The following is a 15,331-nucleotide window of genomic DNA, read 5'->3' on the forward strand; positions in this document are numbered from 1 at the left end:
GAGCAAAGCGGGACCCGCGGGGGCCCTTCACGGTGGAGGCTCTCCCCCGGGCCCCCGACATCCGGGGCCCCGACATCCGGGTCCCGTCGTACGGGTCCCTGACGTACGCGTCCCCATGTCCGGGAGAAGAAGGTGGGAGCGTTGCTGCCCGAGAGCACGAACGGCACCGGCGGCACGAGTGGCGGCGGACTCGCCGTCCCGATGGCCTGGCTGTGCGCCGAGTACCTGGCCGACGAGGTACTGCGGGCCGCCGAGCTCGTGGCGCCCGGCTCACTGGAGTACCGGGCCGGCCTCCAGGCCCTGGCCCTCACCGTCCATCTGTCGGAGGACCCGCACCCCGCGCCGGTCGAGGCCCTGCTGCGCCGCACGGCCTACGACCGGCCCTGGCCGTCCTGGGTCGAGGAGCGGCTCGCCGCCCGCCTCGCGGCGGAGGGGGACGGGCCCGACCTGGCCCTCGCCCACACCGCCTGGCGCGGTCTGCGCGACACCTGGGTGCGCGCCGCCGACGTGGACGACCCGGCGGACGGCGATCCCGGGTCGCCGGTGGACGAGAAGGCCCAGGTCTGGCTGCCCGCCTGGAAGCTGGGCCTGCCACTCGCCCACCTGTCGCTCTACCTACGCTGAACGGTGCACGCCCGGGCGGTACTTGGGGATGCGCACCGTCACCTTCATGCCCGCGCCGACGCCGGTCTCGATGACGAGACCGTGCTCCGCCCCGTACACCTGGCGCAGCCGCTCGTCCACATTGGACAGTCCGATGCCGGAGCCCGCCGGGTGCTCCCCGCGCAGGACGGCCCGCAGCAGCTCCGGGTCCATGCCGACGCCGTCGTCCTCGACGGTCACCACGGCCTCGGCGCCCGCGTCCCGGGCGGCGATCGTCACCCGGCAGCCCCGTTCCCGCTCCTGGAGACCGTGCTTGACGGCGTTCTCCACCAGGGGCTGGAGGCAGAGGAAGGGCAGGGTCACCGGCAGCACCTCGGGGGCGATCTGCAGCGTCACCTTCAACCGCTTCCCGAAACGCGCCCCCGCCAGGGCCAAGTACTGCTCGATGGAACGCAGTTCGTCGGCCAGCTGGGTGAAGTCGCCGTGCCGGCGGAAGGAGTACCGGGTGAAGTCGGCGAACTCCAGGAGGAGTTCCCTGGCCCGCTCGGGGTCCGTGCGGACGAACGAAGCGATGGCGGCGAGGGAGTTGAAGATGAAGTGCGGGGAGATCTGGGCCCGCAGGGCCCTGATCTCGGCCTCCACGATCCGGGTCCGCGAGCGGTCGAGCTCGGCCAGCTCCAGCTGGACGGAGACCCAGCGGGCCACCTCCGTCGCGGCCCGTACCAGGACCGCCGACTCCCGTGAGCCGTAGGCGACGAGCGCGCCGAGCACCCCGTCCTCGCCGGTGAGCGGGGCGATCACCGCCCAGCGCAGGGGGCACGCCGGGTCGTCGCAGCCGGTGTGCGCGGACCGGCTGCGGCCCGTGTCGAGGGTGTCGGCGGCCAGCGCGGGGACGTGCGCCCGGTGGTGGTCCCCGCCCGGCCCGTCCCAGGCGAGGACCGAGGCCCGGTCCGTGAGACAGAGCGCCTCGGTGCCGAGCAGCGAGCGGAGGGTGCTCGCCGCCTTGCGTGCGGTCTCCTCGGTGAGCCCGGCGCGCAGCGGCGGCGCGGCGAGCGAGGCGGTGTGCAGGGTGTGGAAGGTGGCCCGTTCGACGGGGGTGCCGAGGTCGGGGTCGGCGGTGCGGCCCCCGCGACGGGCGGCGAACCGGCCGAGCACGAAGCCCGCCGCGAGCAGCACGGCCCCGGCGGCGGCCGCGGCGGCGAGGGCGATGCCGGTCATGGACGCACCTCCGGGGCAGGGTCGGTGCCGGTCATCGGCGTACCCCCTGGGAAGGGACGGTGCCGGTCATCGGCGTACCTCCTGGGAGGGGACGGAGCCGGTGAACTCCTCCGGCAGGTGGAGGCGGGCGAGGAGTGCCGGGGTGCCGGGCGGGACCCGGCCCGGGGTGGCGAGCGAGACGAGGACCATCGTCAGGAAGCCGAGCGGGACCGACCAGACGGCCGGCCAGGCCATCAGGGTGTGGGGCCAGCCCTCGGGGGCGAGCCCGGCCCGGGTCGCCATCACGGCCGCGAGGGCCGAGCCGCCGCCGAGCAGGAGCCCGGCCATGGCGCCGGGCGGGGTGAGCCGCCGCCACCAGATGCCCAGGACGAGCAGCGGGCAGAAGGAGGAGGCGGAGACCGCGAAGGCGAGGCCGACGGCGTCGGCGACCGGCACCTTGGAGGCGACCACGCCGACGCCCAGGGGGACGGCGGTCGCCAGCAGGGTCGCGAGGCGGAAGTGGCGCACGCCCCGGGAGGGCAGCACGTCCTGGGTGAGGACACCGGCCACGGACATGGTGAGCCCGGAGGCGGTGGAGAGGAAGGCGGCGAAGGCCCCGCCCGCCAGGAGCGCGCCGAGGAGGTCGCCGGCGGATCCGCCGAGGATCCGCTCGGGCAGGACGAGCACGGCGGCGTCGGCGGAGCCCGTGAGGGCGAGCTCGGGGGCGTAGATCCGCCCGAGGAATCCGTAGAGCGGCGGCAGCAGGTAGAAGGCGCCGACGAGGCCGAGCACGACGAGCGTGGTCCGGCGGGCCGCGCGGCCGTGCGGACTCGTGTAGAAGCGGACGGCGACGTGGGGCAGGCCCATGGTGCCGAGGAAGGTCGCCAGGATCAGCCCGTACGTGGCGTACAGCTGGTGTCCGTCGTGCCCCCCGGCCAGCGGCTGCGACCAGCCGAGGGGGTCGGTGCCGCTGGCGGCCCTCCCCCGGCCTTCGGCCGGGGGGACCCCCATCTCGCTTCGCTCGGGCAGCACCGCGCCGGGCGCGAAGGCGAGTTCGGTGGAGGCGAGGACGTGGTGGGTGCCGGGGGCGAGGGTGACGGTCCGGTGGTCGTACGGGACGCCGTCGACGCTGCCGGTGACGGTGAGGGTGATCGGGGCGTCGAGGCCGATCCGTACGGTGTCGGCGACCCGGACGACGGTGTGCTCGCGGAGGACGGCGGGGGCGTCGAAGCGGGCCCGGGGCGCGCCGTCCCCGTACCAGGCGGCGAGGAGGAAGAGGGCGGGGACGAGCAGGGCGGTGAGTTTCAGCCAGTACTGGAAGGCCTGGACGAAGGTGATGCTGCGCATGCCGCCGGCGGCGACGGTGCCGGTGACGACGAGGGCGACGAGCAGCCCGCCGACCCAGTCGGGGGCGCCGGTGAGGATCTCCAGGGTGAGCCCCGCGCCCTGGAGCTGCGGCAGCAGGTAGAGCCAGCCGATGCCGACGACGAAGAGGCTGGCGAGGCGGCGGGCCTGCGGGGATTCGAGGCGGGCCTCGGCGAAGTCGGAGAGGGTGTACGCGCCGGAGCGGCGCAGCGGGGCGGCGACGAGCACGAGCAGGACGAGGTATCCGGCGGTGTAGCCGACGGGGTACCAGAGCATCGCGGGGCCCTGGACGAGGACGAGTCCGGCGATGCCGAGGAAGGAGGCGGCGGAGAGGTACTCACCGCTGATGGCGGCGGCGTTGAGGCCGGGCCGGACGGTCCGGGAGGCGACGTAGAAGTCGGAGGTGGTGCGGGAGATCCGCAGGCCGAGGGCGCCGATCAGGACGGTCGCGAGGACGACGGCGGTGACGGCCGCGACGGCGTAGGTCTGGTTCACGCGGGGAGCTTCACCGTCCCGCTCAGCGTCCCGCTCACCGTTCCACTCGCCGTTCCGCTCACGGTTCCACTCACCGTTCGACGAGGCCGGTGAAGTCGCGCTCGTTGCGCTCGGCGCGGCGGACGTACCAGTGGGCTATGCCCCAGACGACGGGGTACACCCCGGCGCCGAGCGCCGCCCAGACCAGGGCCTCGGGCGCGGGCAGCGCGAGCAGCAGGGGCAGCGAGCCGACGAGCAGGGCGAGCGCGCCGAGGGCGGTGAGGGCGGCGCGCAGCTGGCTGCGCATCAGGGAGCGGACGTAGGTGTGCCCGAGGGTGGTCTGCTCGTCGATCTCGGAGCGGGCGGGCGCGTGCGCGGGCGGCCGCAGGGCGGGTCCCGGGACGGCGCCCCCGCCGTGGGCGGAGGCGTACGTGACGGTCTCGCGCCGGGGTCTGCGGGGCGGCGGCTGGTGCTCGGACATCGGCGTCCGCTCCGGCATCTCTCGGCGGCTGCCCGGTCGGGCAGGCGGGCCGTGGGGCCCGGGACGCGTGGAGTCTACGCAGCGCTCCCCGGCCACGACAGACCCCTGGGCGATCAGCCCCCGGCCCGGCGCATCAGCAGGTCACGCAGGTGGCGGGCGTGGCGGCGGCTGACGGCGAGGTCGGTGTCGCCGAGCCGTACCGAGGTGCTCCCGCCGTCGAGCCGGAGTTCGTCGATCCGGTCGAGGGCCACGAGATGGCTGCGGTGGATGCGGACGAATCCCCGGGCGGCCCACCGCTCTTCGAGAGTGGAGAGCGGGATGCGGACGAGGTGACTGCCGTGGTCGGTGTGGAGGCGGGCGTAGTCGCCGTGGGCCTCCACGTACGCGATGTCGTCGACGGCGACGAACCGGGTGACCCCGCCGAGTTCGACGGGGATCTGCTCGGGGGTGGCGGGTCCCGCCGCCGGTACGGCGGGGGCGGTGGCGTGGACCAGGTCGTGGACGCGGCGGACGGCCTCGGCGAGGCGTTCGCGGCGGACGGGCTTGAGGACGTAGTCGACGGCCTTGAGGTCGAAGGCCTGGAGGGCGAAGCCCTCGTGGGCGGTGACGAAGACGACGAGGGGCGGGCGGGCGAAGCCGGCGAGCAGCCGGGCCACGTCGAGTCCGGTGAGGCCGGGCATGTGGATGTCGAGGAAGACGACGTCGATGCCGTCGTCGCCGTCGGGCCCGGTCTCCAGGGCGCGGCCGATCCTGCGCAGGGCCGCGGTCGCGTCGCCCGCGCCTTCGGCGGTGCGGACGCGTGGGTCGGCGCGGAGCAGGTAGAGCAGCTCGCCGAGGGCGGGCTCCTCGTCGTCGACGGCCAGTACGCGCAGCATGCGCGGGAGTCTAGGGGAGGAGCGCGGGAGGCCGTCCGTGAGGAGCGCGGGAGGCCTTGTGCGAGGAGCACGAGAGGCCCTTCGCGAGGAGCGCGGGAGGCTATTTGAGGAGTTTCGACAGGCGGCGGTCGGCGAGCGGCTTGCCGCCGGTCTGGCAGGTGGGGCAGTACTGGAGGGAGGAGTCGCTGAAGGAGACCTCGCGGATGGTGTCCCCGCAGACGGGGCAGGGTTCGCCGGTCCGGCCGTGGACGCGCAGGCCGCTCTTCTTCTCGGCCTTGAGCTTGCCTGCGGCGAGGCCGTGGGAGCGTTCGACGGCCTCGCGGAGGGTGGTCCGCATCGCCGTCCAGAGGGCGGTGGTCTCCTCCGGGGTGAGGTTCCGGGTGGGCTTGAACGGCGACATCCTCGCCGCGTGGAGGATCTCGTCGCTGTAGGCGTTGCCGATGCCCGCGATGAGGCTCTGGTCGCGAAGGGCGCCCTTGATCTGCCGCTGTTCGCCCGCGAGGAGGGCGGCGAAGGCCTCGGGGCCGAAGTCCTCGGCGAGCGGGTCGGGGCCGAGCCGTGCGACGCCGGGCACGTCGGCCGGGTCGTGGACGAGGTGGACGGCGAGCCGTTTCGTGGTGCCGGCCTCGGTGAGGTCGAAGCCGTCGCCTCCGGTGAGGGCGGTACGCAGGGCCAGCGGGTTCCGGCCGGGCTTCGGCGGCCCGGAGGGCAGCGGGTCCTGCCAGCGGAGCCAGCCCGCGCGGGCCAGGTGGATCAGGAGGTGGAGCTCGCCCGCCGCGCCGGTGGTGGTGAGGTCGAGGAACTTCCCGTGCCGGCCGACCGCGGTGACCTCGGCGCCCTCGACGGCGGTGAGGGGAGGGTCGTACGTCTTGAGGACGCTGATCGCGACGGGCAGGACGCGGGCGATCTCCTTGCCCACCAGATGCGCGTCGAGGAACTCGCGGAGCGCTTCCACCTCGGGCAGTTCGGGCATGGCTCCACCCTGCCGCAGGGGCGGCGGGGCCGCGCGCCGGACACGTCTCGGACACCCTCTAGGGGGTGTCTTGTCGATCAGGCCGGATCAGGGAGCGGCGTCTGGTGCCGTGGATCGCAAGGCGGAGGAGGGAGTCATGGCGGAGCCATGGCGAGTGACGACAACGCGGCGAGGCGCGGTGCCAGGCGTCGCGAGCCCGGCCTGATCGGCAAGACACCCCCTAGGGTGGGTGACGTGCGCGTACTGCTCGTCGAGGACGACGAAGACCTCCGGTTCGGGGTGGCCGCCGCTCTGCGGGCCGCCGGGCTCGCCGTCGACGAGGCGGCCGACCTGCCGCGGGCCGACGAGGCGCTGTTCGTCACCGCGTACGACTGCGCGGTCTTCGACCGGATGCTGCCCTCGGGGGACGCCGCCGCCTACGTCGAGGGGCTGCGGCGCGGCGGTCGCGACGTGCCCGTGCTGTTCCTCACGGCGCGCGACACCGTCGCGGACCGGGTGGAGGGCTTCGCGAGCGGCGGCGACGACTATCTCGTCAAGCCGTTCGCCGTGCCCGAGCTGGTCGCCCGGGTGCGCAGCCTGTGCCGCCGCTCCGCCGTGGTGCGCCCGCCGGTGCACCGTGTCGGCGATCTGGAGATCGACACCGCCCGCCGGCACGTCCGCCGGGCCGGGGTCCTGCTCTCCCTCACCACCAGGGAGTTCGCCGTCCTTGAGGTCCTCGCCGCCCGCGCGGACCAGGCGGTCCCCCGCGCCGAGCTGATCGAGAGCTGCTGGGACGAGATGGCCGAGCCGCAGTCGAACGTCCTGGAGGTGCTCGTCTCCCAGCTTCGCCGCAAGCTCGGGTCGCCGCCGCTGATCCACACCGTGCGCGGGGTCGGCTACCGGCTCGCGCCCGACGACGTGCGGTGAGGCCCGCGCTCCCCCGCCGGACGCGGACGCTCACGCCGACCGCACGGGTGCTGCGGCTCCGCCGGCGGATCAGCCTCCTCTTCGCGCTGACCAGCGCCGTGGGGCTGATCGCGATGGCCGTGCTCGCCGTACGGAGCGACAGCGCCCGCTGGCGGGAGCAGCTCGACCACGCGATGGACGCGGACAGCAGCTGGGCCCTCGGTCTCCTGGAGACCGACGAGAACGGGCGGCTGGCCACGGACGTCCTGGCGGACACGGTGAACACCGGCTGCCCGCCGCTGACCGTCCTCCTCGTGACGGACGACGAGCGGGGCGGTCGTCCGGGCGACGCGAGCGATCCGGGCGGCCTGACCGTCCAGCACGCGCCGGCCGCGCCCTGCCTGGCGGTGAGTCCCGGGGTGGTTCTGGAGGCCGGGCGGGCGGCGGCGCGGACCGGGGAGGCGCGGGGCTTCGACCGGCGTACGACGGGCGGCGCGCCGGTACGGGTGTTCGCGCTGCCCTTCTACGCGCCGGAGGCGGCGGAGGACGAGGGCCCGCAGGGCGTCCTGGTGACGATGGCCGACGCGGCGGCCCAGCGGGACGACCACCGGCGGCTCGTGTGGGTGGTGACGGGCGGCTGCGCGGTGCTCGTGCTGCTGTCCGCGGCCGTCGGGCACGTGCTGTCGGGCCGGGCGGTCCGGCCCGCGCTCTCCGCGCTCGGCCAACAGGAGGCGTTCCTCGCGGACGCGGCGCACGATCTGCGGACCCCGGCCGCCTCCCTCCGGATTCTCGCGGAGACGGCGCTGCGCGGCGAGACCGACAGCACGGACGTGCACCGGCGCACGCTGCGCCTGGCGGAGGGCATGGGCCGGCTGGTCGACGGGCTGCTCACCCGGGCGCGGCTCATGTCCGGTACGGCGACGGTGGCGCGCCAGCCCCTGCGTCTGGACCAGTTGGCGGAGGCGGTCGCCGAGGAAGCCGCCGAGGGTCCCGCGGAGGGCCACCGCGTCCGGGTCGAGGCCGAGGAGACGGTCGTGGTCGCCGATCCCGATCTCGTACGCCGGGCCGTCGGCAATCTGCTGGGCAACGCGCTCGCGCACGGCCACGCGCCGGGCCTTCCGGCGGACGTGCTGATCACCGTGGTCCGGGACGGCACGCTGACGGTCGAGGACGCCGGTCCGGGGCTGCCGCCGGAGGTCGCGGACGCCCTGTTCGAGCGTTTCCGCAGCGGTTCCGGGTCGACGGGCCTCGGCCTGTCCATCGCCTCCTGGGTCGCCCACGCCCACGGCGGCACGCTCACGGCGGGGCCCGGGGAACACGGCGGGGCCAGGTTCGTGCTGCGGCTGCCCACGACGGACTGAACGGGCGGGGGCCCGCCCTCAGCGAATCCTCAGCATCCGCGCGTGATCCTTCCCTGGACCGACCACCCACGGGAGTACTTCGTGATCACCGCCCCACGCCGCCGTCAGGCCCTCGTCCTCGCCCTCGCCGTCCTCGGCGCCACCTCCCTGGCGGCCTGCACGGCCGGCACCGGCTCGGACGGAGACCGGCCGAGGACCTCGGCCGCCCCCGCCGACCCCGCCTCCCGCCCCGACCTGCGGCGCTTCTACGGCCAGAAGCTCGACTGGCGGCCCTGCGGCGACCACCGGTGCGCCTCGCTCACCGTCCCGATGGACTACTCCCGCCCCGGCGACGGCAAGACCTTCGTCCTGCCGGTGGCGAAGGCCGTCACCGCGGTCCCGGGGAAGCGCGTCGGCTCGCTCGTCCTCAACCCCGGAGGCCCGGGCGAGCGCGGGGTGCGGCTCGTCCGGGACGGCGTCGCCGACGACATCGGCCCGGGCGTGCGGGAGCGGTTCGACATCGTGTCGTTCGACCCGCGCGGAGTCGGCGGCAGCGAGCCCGCCCTGACCTGCACCCCCGAGGAGCCCGCCGGGCAGGGCGGGGCGGAGTCCCCGGACAGCGCCGCCGCCGCGCCCCTCCACCCCCGGACCGCGTCCGAGCGCGCCGACGTCCTCGCGAGCGCCCGGGCGACGGCCGCCGACTGCCGGGCGGCCGGCGGCCCGCTGCTCCCGCACGTCGGGACGGACGACGCCGCCCGCGACCTCGACGTGCTGCGGGCGGCCCTCGGCGAACGGCGGCTGACGTACGTCGGCTGGTCGTACGGCACGAGCCTGGGCACCTCGTACGCCGAGCAGTTCCCGCGCCGCGTACGGGCGATGGTCCTGGACGGGGCCGTCGACCCGTCGCTCGACTGGCGGCAGCGCATGCTCGGCCAGTCCACCGGGTTCAGGAAGGCGGTGGAGGAGTACGCCGACACCTGCGCCGACACGGTCGGCGACGGCTGTCCCGGCGCGACGCCCGAGGAGATACGCGCGCTGATCGACCGGCTCCTCGAACGGACCGCGCGCGAGCCGCTGCCCGTCGACGACTCCGCGTACGGTCTCGACGCGCCGACCCTGGTCTCGGCACTCAGCCTGTCCATGTACACACCGGAGGCGCAGTGGCAGGCCCTGTCCGAGGCGCTGGTCGCGGCGGACGGAGGGGACGGGACGCGGCTGGCGGCCCTGGCGGCGGGGGACGAGCAGCCGCAGGACCCCGACGCGGAAGCCTCCGAGGGACCCGCGGACGACGACGCCTCCGAGGGACCTACGGAGGACGGGTCTGCGGGCGACCGGCCCGAGGACGACGTTCCCGAGGACAACGCCGAGGCCGCCCTGATCGCGATCAACTGTCTCGACGTCCCCCACCCGCGCGACGCCCAGGCCTACTGGGACGCGCTCGGCCCCGCCGACAAGGCCGCGGGGGTCTACGGCACGACCGGCGTGGCGAACGAGCTGGTCTGCAAGGACCTGCCGGCCGGTGCCCAGCGCCCGCACCGGGTGCGGGCCGCGGGCGTTCCGCCGGTGCTCGTCGTGGGGACGGCGGGCGACCCGGCCACGCCGTACGCGGAGGCCGTGAGCCTGGCGCGCCAGTTCCCCGGCGGGATGCTGCTGTCGCTCGACGCCCCCGGGCACACCGGATACGGCCGCAGCGCCTGCGTCGACCGGAAGGTCGAGGCGTACCTGATCGCCCTGACGAAGGTCGGCCCCGGCACGACGTGCACGGCATGACAGGACACCCCCTAGGGGGTGTCCGGCGGGTCCAGCAGGTCGAGTTCGGCGGTGAACGCGGCGGCGAGCGCGTCGAGGTCGGGGACCGCCTCGCCGTCGGCGACGAGACCGATGTGGACCCGTCCCCCGTAGGGGGACATGGCGACGGCCAGGGACTGGCCCCGGGCGAGCGGTGCCATCGGGAAGAGGGCGCGCAGCGGGGCGCCGCCGAGGGAGAGCGCGGAGCGGGGCAGCGGGACCTGGGTGACGAGGAGGTCGAAGAGGAGTCGGGCGGCGCCGGCGGCGAACGGGGCGCCGAAGCGGTGGGCGAGCGGAGGGAGCTGGTCGGCGAGGAGGGCGACGGCACCCGCGCCCTTGGAGGGACCGGCGGCCTTGTTCCGGTCCATGGCGTGTCGTACGGCGGCGAGCCGGGCCGCCGGGTCGGGTTCGGTGACCGGCAGGTCGAGGAGGTAGCCGGAGAGGCTGTTGCCGGGGCCGGGCGCCGCGCCTGGGCGGCGGCGGGAGACGGGGACGAGGGCCCGGAGGTCGGTGCCGGGGAGCGGCAGGCCGCGCCCGTCGAACCAGCGGCGCAGGGCTCCGGCGGCGACGGCGAGCAGGACGTCGTTGGCGGTGCCGCCCGTGGCGCGGCGGATCCGGTGGACGCGGTCGAGGGGCAGGGTCGCGGTGGCGAGCCGGCGCGTACCGCTGGATTCGGCGGCGAGGGCGGCGGCCGGGCGCCCGTCGAGGCGGCCGGCGCGGACGACGGAGGCGCCGACGACCGAGGCGCTGACCTCGACGGCCCGTCCGAGGTCGCCGAGCCGGTCCCGGGCGAGGTCGAGGAGGCGGCCGGGGCCGGGGAGCCAGGAGCGCGGGGGTACGGGTCGGGGGCGGCGCGCTGGGCGGCGGCCGGCGGCGATCTCGTCGAAGATCCCGGCGCCGATGGCGACGGCGCGCATGCCGTCGGCGAGGGCGTGGTGGAGCTTGACGAGGACGGCGAAGGAGCCGTCGGGGGCGCCGGTGAACAGGTACATCTCCCAGGGCGGCAGGCCGCGCTCGACGGGGCGTTCCATGAGTTCGGCGGCGAGCCTGGTGGTCTCGGCGGGGAAGTCCGCGCCGGGGAGGGCGATCTCCCGGACGTGCCGGCGTACGTCGAAGTCCGGGTCGGCGCTCCAGGCGGCGCCGCCGACGGGGATCAGGACGTCGCGGACGCGCATCCGGAGTCGGGGGACGGCCGCGGCGCGGCGGGCGAGCAGTTCCAGGACGTCCGGCGGTGGCTCGTGGTCCGGGTGGTCCGGGGCCGTGGGGACGGGCCCGAAGTGGGCGAGGGCCCCGAGGTGCAGGGGGTGGGTGGGGGATTCCAGGTGCCAGAAGGCCAGGTCCAGGGGTGCCAGGAGCTCGGGTGCCGGTAGCTCGGGTTCCTGTGGCTCAGGTGCCTGTTGCTCGGGTGCCTGTTGCTCGGGTGCCAGTAGCTCGCTGCTGCTGCTCACGGGTGTCCTCACGTCCAGCGCTGAGGGGTAGGAACTCGAAGTCAATCGCGTACCGACAGTTACGGTCAAGTACGATCAGTTCACGCTCAGTTAACAGACACGGACGACATCAGTTCGGCACGGTGAATTCACACCACACACACTTGCCGCCGCCCCGCGACTCGACGCCCCAGGAATCGGAGATCTGCTCGACCAGGAGCAGTCCCCGGCCGGAGACCCCGGCCTCCCCCGCCTCACGGCGCCGGGGCAGTGCGCTGGACCGGTCCTCGACCTCCACGCGCAGCCGCCGCTCGGGCCCGCTCAGGACCCGCAGGGTCACGATCGCGCCGCCGTCGGTGTGCATCAGCGCGTTGGTCATCAGTTCGTCGGCGACCAGCTCTATCTCGTCCGCGCGCTCCCCTCCGCCCCAGGCCCGGACCGCGGCCCTGATCATGTGCCGGGCCGAGCTCAGCGCCTCCGGGTCGCTCTGGGCCACGTGCTGCTGGAGCCGGCCGGCTCCGTGGGGCGCGAAGGCGGCCTGGCGGCGCAGGAGCAGGATCGCCACGTCGTCCTCGCCGCCCCGGTCGGCGACCACGTCGCAGAGGTGGTCGGCGAGCTGCTGGAGGTCGGCGGGTCCGCGCCGGACGAGGGAGGTGAGCCACTGGAACCCCTCGTCGAGGTCGGCGCCCGGCTTCTCCACCAGACCGTCGGTGTACAGCATCAGGGTCTGCCCGGAGTCGAGCTCCAGGGCGGTCACGGGGTAGTCGAGGCGGCCGAACTCGGCGGAGAGCCCGAGCGGCAGCCCACCCTCCACCGGGAGCCTGCGGCAGCTCCCGTCGGTCTCCCTGACGAGCGGGTCGACATGGCCGGCGCGGACGATCTGGACGACGCCGGTGCCGAGGTCCACCTCCGCGTAGGTGCAGGTGGCGAAGCGTTCGGTGTCGAGCTCGTGCAGGAAGACGGAGGCCCTGGCCATGACGGTCGCCGGGGGATGTCCCTCGGCGGCGTAGGCGCGCAGCACGATCCGCAGCTGGCCCATGACCGCCGCCGCGTGGGTGTCATGGCCCTGGACGTCGCCGATGACGGCGCCGACCCGCCCCCCGGGGAGCGGGATGATGTCGTACCAGTCGCCGCCGATGTCCTGGCCGAGGCGGGCCGAGCGGTAGCGGACGGCCGTCTGCGCGCCGGGCACCTCGGGGATGCGGCGCGGCAGCATCGCCTGCTGGAGCCCCTCGGCGAGGTCGTGCTCCTGCTCGTACAGCACGGCCCGCTGGAGACTCTGGGCGATGCTGCTGCCGAGCGCGACGAGCAGCGTCCGCTCGTCCTCGCTGAAGCCGTTCTTGTCGCTGTAGAGCAGGCCGAGCGCGCCGATGGGCCGGGCCTGGGCGATGAGCGGCAGATAGGCGGCGGCGGTGATGCCGAGTCCGCTGATGTGCGGCCAGAGCACCGGGAAGGACTCGGCGAAGTCCCGGGGCGAGTCGATGAACCGGGGCCGCAGGGTCCGGATCACCTCGCTCATCGGGTACGGCTCGTCCACCCGGGTGAAGCGGGTGCCCGGCACGAAGGCGCCGTCGGGCCCTTCGGCGACCAGGTGGATGCGGCCGGCTTCGAGGAGGCCCATGACGAGGCTGGCGGCGCCGAAGTGTTCGAGGGCGTGCGAGTCGTTGAGCAGGTCGATGACGTCCTGGACGGTACGGGCGTAGGCGAGGGCGGCCGTCGTGCCCTCGACGACACCGGCGCGCCGGCGGCGCCCCTCGTCGAGTCCGAGCCGGGCGGCCGACTCGCTCAGCTCGTGGGTGGCGTCGCGGAGGATGCCCACGATGCGCACGGGACGGCCCGTGTCGTCGCGCTCGACCAGGCCCTGGGTGTGGGTCCACTGGTGGCTGCCGTCGCGGCGGCGGATGCGGAAGTACGCGCCGTACTGGTCGCTGCCCTCCTTGAGGGCCTGCGCCACCAGGGTGTCGAGGCGGCGCCCCTCGTCGGGCAGGACACGGGGGCCGAGGCTCTCGGGACGGCCGTCGTACTCCGCGCGGTCCATGTCGAAGACGTCGAGGGCGGTGTCGTCCATGATCATCGTCCCGGTGACCAGGTCCCAGTCGAATCCGCCCATACGGAAGGCCGAGCCGTAGTCGTGGAGGATCCGGGCCACGGCACCCGGCGCCTGCGAGGCCCGAGGTGCGCCCGAGGCCCGCGGCGCCTCCGAGACCTGTGGTTCCTCCGAGGCCCGCGATTCGACCGCGGCCCGTGGTCGATCCGAGGCCCGTGGTCGATCCGAGGCCCGCGATTCGTCCGAGCCCCGCGACTCGTCCGAGCCTCGCGATTCGTCCGAGCCTCGCGATTCGTCCGGCACCCGGGGTGCGTCCGGCGCCTCCGGCTCCCCCGGCCCACGGCGAAGCCGCTCGGCCGCCTCCCCGCCCCCTCTGCCCGCGCTCATGGGGCCACGCTAGGCGCAGCTCCGCCCCTGCGCACCACGAAGATCCCTTTCACCCCTGCGCCCTCTCAGCCTTCGAAGGTCTCGGGCTGCTGCTGCCCCGGGTCGGGCGGGAAGAGCTCCTCGGGCGGCATCTCCCCCTCCGGGGCGTCGGGCGGGTAGACGGGAGGCTCGGCGTACGGGTCGGCGTACGGATCCGCATAGGGGTCCGTGTACGGGTCCGAGGGCTGCTGCCCGGGAGGTTCGGCGAACGGATCCGCGTTCGGGTCGGGGTACGGCTCCGAGGTCGGGTCCTGGTACGGGTCGGGGTGCGCGGGCGTCGGGTCGGTCCCCGTGCCGCCGCTCCCGGACGGGTCCGGGGTCGCGGGCGCGGGACCCGTCGGATCCGGCACGGCCGGCGTGGCCGCTTCCGGGCGGGAGGCGTCGGGACGCGCGGGTTCGGGCCGCGCGGGGTCGGGGGTCACGGGGTCGGGGCTCGCTGGCTCCGGTGTGACGGTCCCGGTCAGGTGGCACGTGTCCGGGTCGCAGGCCGGCTCCACGGCGGGCTTCCGGTCCTCGGCCCCGTCGCTGCCGGTCCGCCGCTCGATCCAGCTGCTGTCGGCGGCGTTCACGATGACGAGGCTGGTGACGACGGTGCTGGTCGGCCGGACGACGATCACGTGCTCGGGGTCGAAGCCGTCCCAGGGCTCGCCCTGGTGGACGCCGCCCCGGGCCTGGACCGGGCTGCGGAGCGGGTTGCCGCAGGCGCAGCGGACGCGCGGGGAGCCGTACTGGTCGACGAGGACCGCCGTACCGGACTGGAGGACGGACTGGAAGGCGGTGCCGTGGCCGCCCCGGTAGCCGTGGTTGGTGACCCGGGTGTCGGCGCGCAGGACGACGGGGGTCAGCCCGCGCAGCCAGCCGGGGACGTTCGCCTCGGGGATGCCGGCGGCCTCGGCGAAGGCGCGCGTCCTGCCCTGGTCGGCGGAGAGGAAGGTGACCTGCTGCTCGACGTCGCAGCTGGCCTCCGACCGGGTGCCGCCGTAGAGGCCGGGGGTGGAGCCGGTGATCTCGCGGCCCTGCTGGACGGAGGCGGCCTCCGGGTCCCGCTCCGGGGCGACCGTCCGGCCGGTGATCCGGGCGGTGGACGCGGTGAAGGGGTCGGGGCCCCGAGCGCCGACCGGCTGGAGGTGGATCTCCTGGACGGCGGCCTCGGGCTGCTCGCCGTGGTTGCCGCCCTGTCCGCCGGAGGAGCAGCCGGCGACGAAGAGAGCGGAGGCGAGCGTCGCCGTGATCGCGGTGGGGGTTCGCCGCGTCCGGCGCGGTGGTGTGCGCACCTGGTTCTCCCGCTTTCTCTCTCCGGGGCCCGGCGCCCGGTTCCTTCCGGCCAGTCCCCCATGTCTGTCGCAGCGCACCGGCCCCCGCAAGCGGAGGAAGGCCGACCGGGTCGGCCGACACCCGGCCGGCCGAACGCCCGAGAGCACCCCACTTGAACGCGTTCAAGAAAAGCCCT

12 protein-coding genes are annotated in these 15,331 nt (G+C 75.1%); 4 read left to right on the forward strand and 8 right to left on the reverse strand.

Going from position 1 to position 15,331, the window contains the following annotated elements; all coding sequences use genetic code 11:
- Window positions 1-141: 141 nt before the first annotated feature.
- Window positions 142-624, forward strand: a complete 483-nt coding sequence (locus ACZ6K0_RS13270; protein WP_376399495.1) for a hypothetical protein — start codon at window positions 142-144, stop codon at window positions 622-624.
- Here the strand turns inward: ACZ6K0_RS13270 and ACZ6K0_RS13275 are convergent.
- From ACZ6K0_RS13275 to ACZ6K0_RS13295, 5 genes are all read right to left on the reverse strand, one after another.
- On the reverse strand, window positions 616-1,821 hold the full coding sequence (locus ACZ6K0_RS13275) for a sensor histidine kinase (protein ID WP_469232111.1): 1,206 nt from the start codon (window positions 1,819-1,821) through the stop codon (window positions 616-618). The two genes, ACZ6K0_RS13270 and ACZ6K0_RS13275, sit on opposite strands and share 9 nt — an antisense overlap.
- A 66-nt stretch (window positions 1,822-1,887) precedes the next feature.
- Window positions 1,888-3,660, reverse strand: a complete 1,773-nt coding sequence (locus ACZ6K0_RS13280; RefSeq protein ID WP_376399501.1) for a sodium/solute symporter — start codon at window positions 3,658-3,660, stop codon at window positions 1,888-1,890.
- Between the two features lie 70 nt (window positions 3,661-3,730).
- Entirely contained in the window at window positions 3,731-4,120 is a 390-nt protein-coding gene (locus tag ACZ6K0_RS13285) for a DUF485 domain-containing protein (RefSeq protein ID WP_376399504.1), read from the reverse strand.
- A 113-nt stretch (window positions 4,121-4,233) separates the two neighbouring features.
- Window positions 4,234-4,995 (reverse strand): LytR/AlgR family response regulator transcription factor, encoded by a 762-nt coding sequence (locus tag ACZ6K0_RS13290; protein WP_376399507.1) that lies wholly within the window; start codon window positions 4,993-4,995, stop codon window positions 4,234-4,236.
- Between the two features lie 100 nt (window positions 4,996-5,095).
- Complete coding sequence (locus ACZ6K0_RS13295; protein ID WP_376399510.1) at window positions 5,096-5,968, reverse strand: Fpg/Nei family DNA glycosylase; 873 nt, start codon at window positions 5,966-5,968, stop codon at window positions 5,096-5,098.
- A gap of 234 nt (window positions 5,969-6,202) precedes the next feature.
- Between ACZ6K0_RS13295 and ACZ6K0_RS13300 the strand changes: the two genes are divergently transcribed.
- Genes ACZ6K0_RS13300 through ACZ6K0_RS13310 form a run of 3 tightly spaced genes read left to right on the forward strand, consistent with a single transcriptional unit; the run spans window position 6,203 to window position 9,963 of the window.
- Window positions 6,203-6,874 (forward strand): response regulator transcription factor, encoded by a 672-nt coding sequence (locus tag ACZ6K0_RS13300; RefSeq protein WP_376409828.1) that lies wholly within the window; start codon window positions 6,203-6,205, stop codon window positions 6,872-6,874.
- Window positions 6,871-8,214, forward strand: coding sequence for a sensor histidine kinase (locus ACZ6K0_RS13305; RefSeq protein WP_376409831.1), 1,344 nt, complete (start codon window positions 6,871-6,873; stop codon window positions 8,212-8,214). Before ACZ6K0_RS13300 ends, ACZ6K0_RS13305 begins: the two co-directional genes overlap by 4 nt.
- Before the next feature lie 42 nt (window positions 8,215-8,256).
- Window positions 8,257-9,963 (forward strand): alpha/beta fold hydrolase, encoded by a 1,707-nt coding sequence (locus tag ACZ6K0_RS13310; protein ID WP_469232114.1) that lies wholly within the window; start codon window positions 8,257-8,259, stop codon window positions 9,961-9,963.
- 11 nt (window positions 9,964-9,974) lie between these two features.
- Here ACZ6K0_RS13310 and ACZ6K0_RS13315 read toward each other — a convergent pair whose 3' ends face one another.
- The 3 genes from ACZ6K0_RS13315 to ACZ6K0_RS13325 form a co-directional block, all read right to left on the reverse strand.
- The gene (locus tag ACZ6K0_RS13315) at window positions 9,975-11,333 is read right to left on the reverse strand and encodes a wax ester/triacylglycerol synthase family O-acyltransferase (RefSeq protein WP_469232222.1); all 1,359 of its coding nucleotides are present in this window, start codon (window positions 11,331-11,333) and stop codon (window positions 9,975-9,977) included.
- 205 nt (window positions 11,334-11,538) lie between these two features.
- Window positions 11,539-13,518, reverse strand: coding sequence for a SpoIIE family protein phosphatase (locus ACZ6K0_RS13320; RefSeq protein WP_376410204.1), 1,980 nt, complete (start codon window positions 13,516-13,518; stop codon window positions 11,539-11,541).
- A 389-nt stretch (window positions 13,519-13,907) separates the two neighbouring features.
- Window positions 13,908-15,155: a DUF6777 domain-containing protein gene (locus ACZ6K0_RS13325; RefSeq protein ID WP_469232116.1), complete on the reverse strand. Its 1,248-nt coding sequence runs from the start codon at window positions 15,153-15,155 to the stop codon at window positions 13,908-13,910.
- Window positions 15,156-15,331: the final 176 nt, after the last annotated feature.

The organism is Streptomyces sp. NPDC042346 (assembly GCF_055581845.1).

Coding starts and splice junctions, on each gene's coding strand:
- ACZ6K0_RS13320 (WP_376410204.1), bottom strand. CDS start 13,518: ATGGGCGGATTCGACTGGGACCTGGTCACCGGGACGATGATCATGGAC.
- ACZ6K0_RS13285 (WP_376399504.1), bottom strand. CDS start 4,120: ATGTCCGAGCACCAGCCGCCGCCCCGCAGACCCCGGCGCGAGACCGTC.
- ACZ6K0_RS13295 (WP_376399510.1), bottom strand. CDS start 5,968: ATGCCCGAACTGCCCGAGGTGGAAGCGCTCCGCGAGTTCCTCGACGCG.
- ACZ6K0_RS13275 (WP_469232111.1), bottom strand. CDS start 1,821: ATGACCGGCATCGCCCTCGCCGCCGCGGCCGCCGCCGGGGCCGTGCTG.
- ACZ6K0_RS13290 (WP_376399507.1), bottom strand. CDS start 4,995: ATGCTGCGCGTACTGGCCGTCGACGACGAGGAGCCCGCCCTCGGCGAG.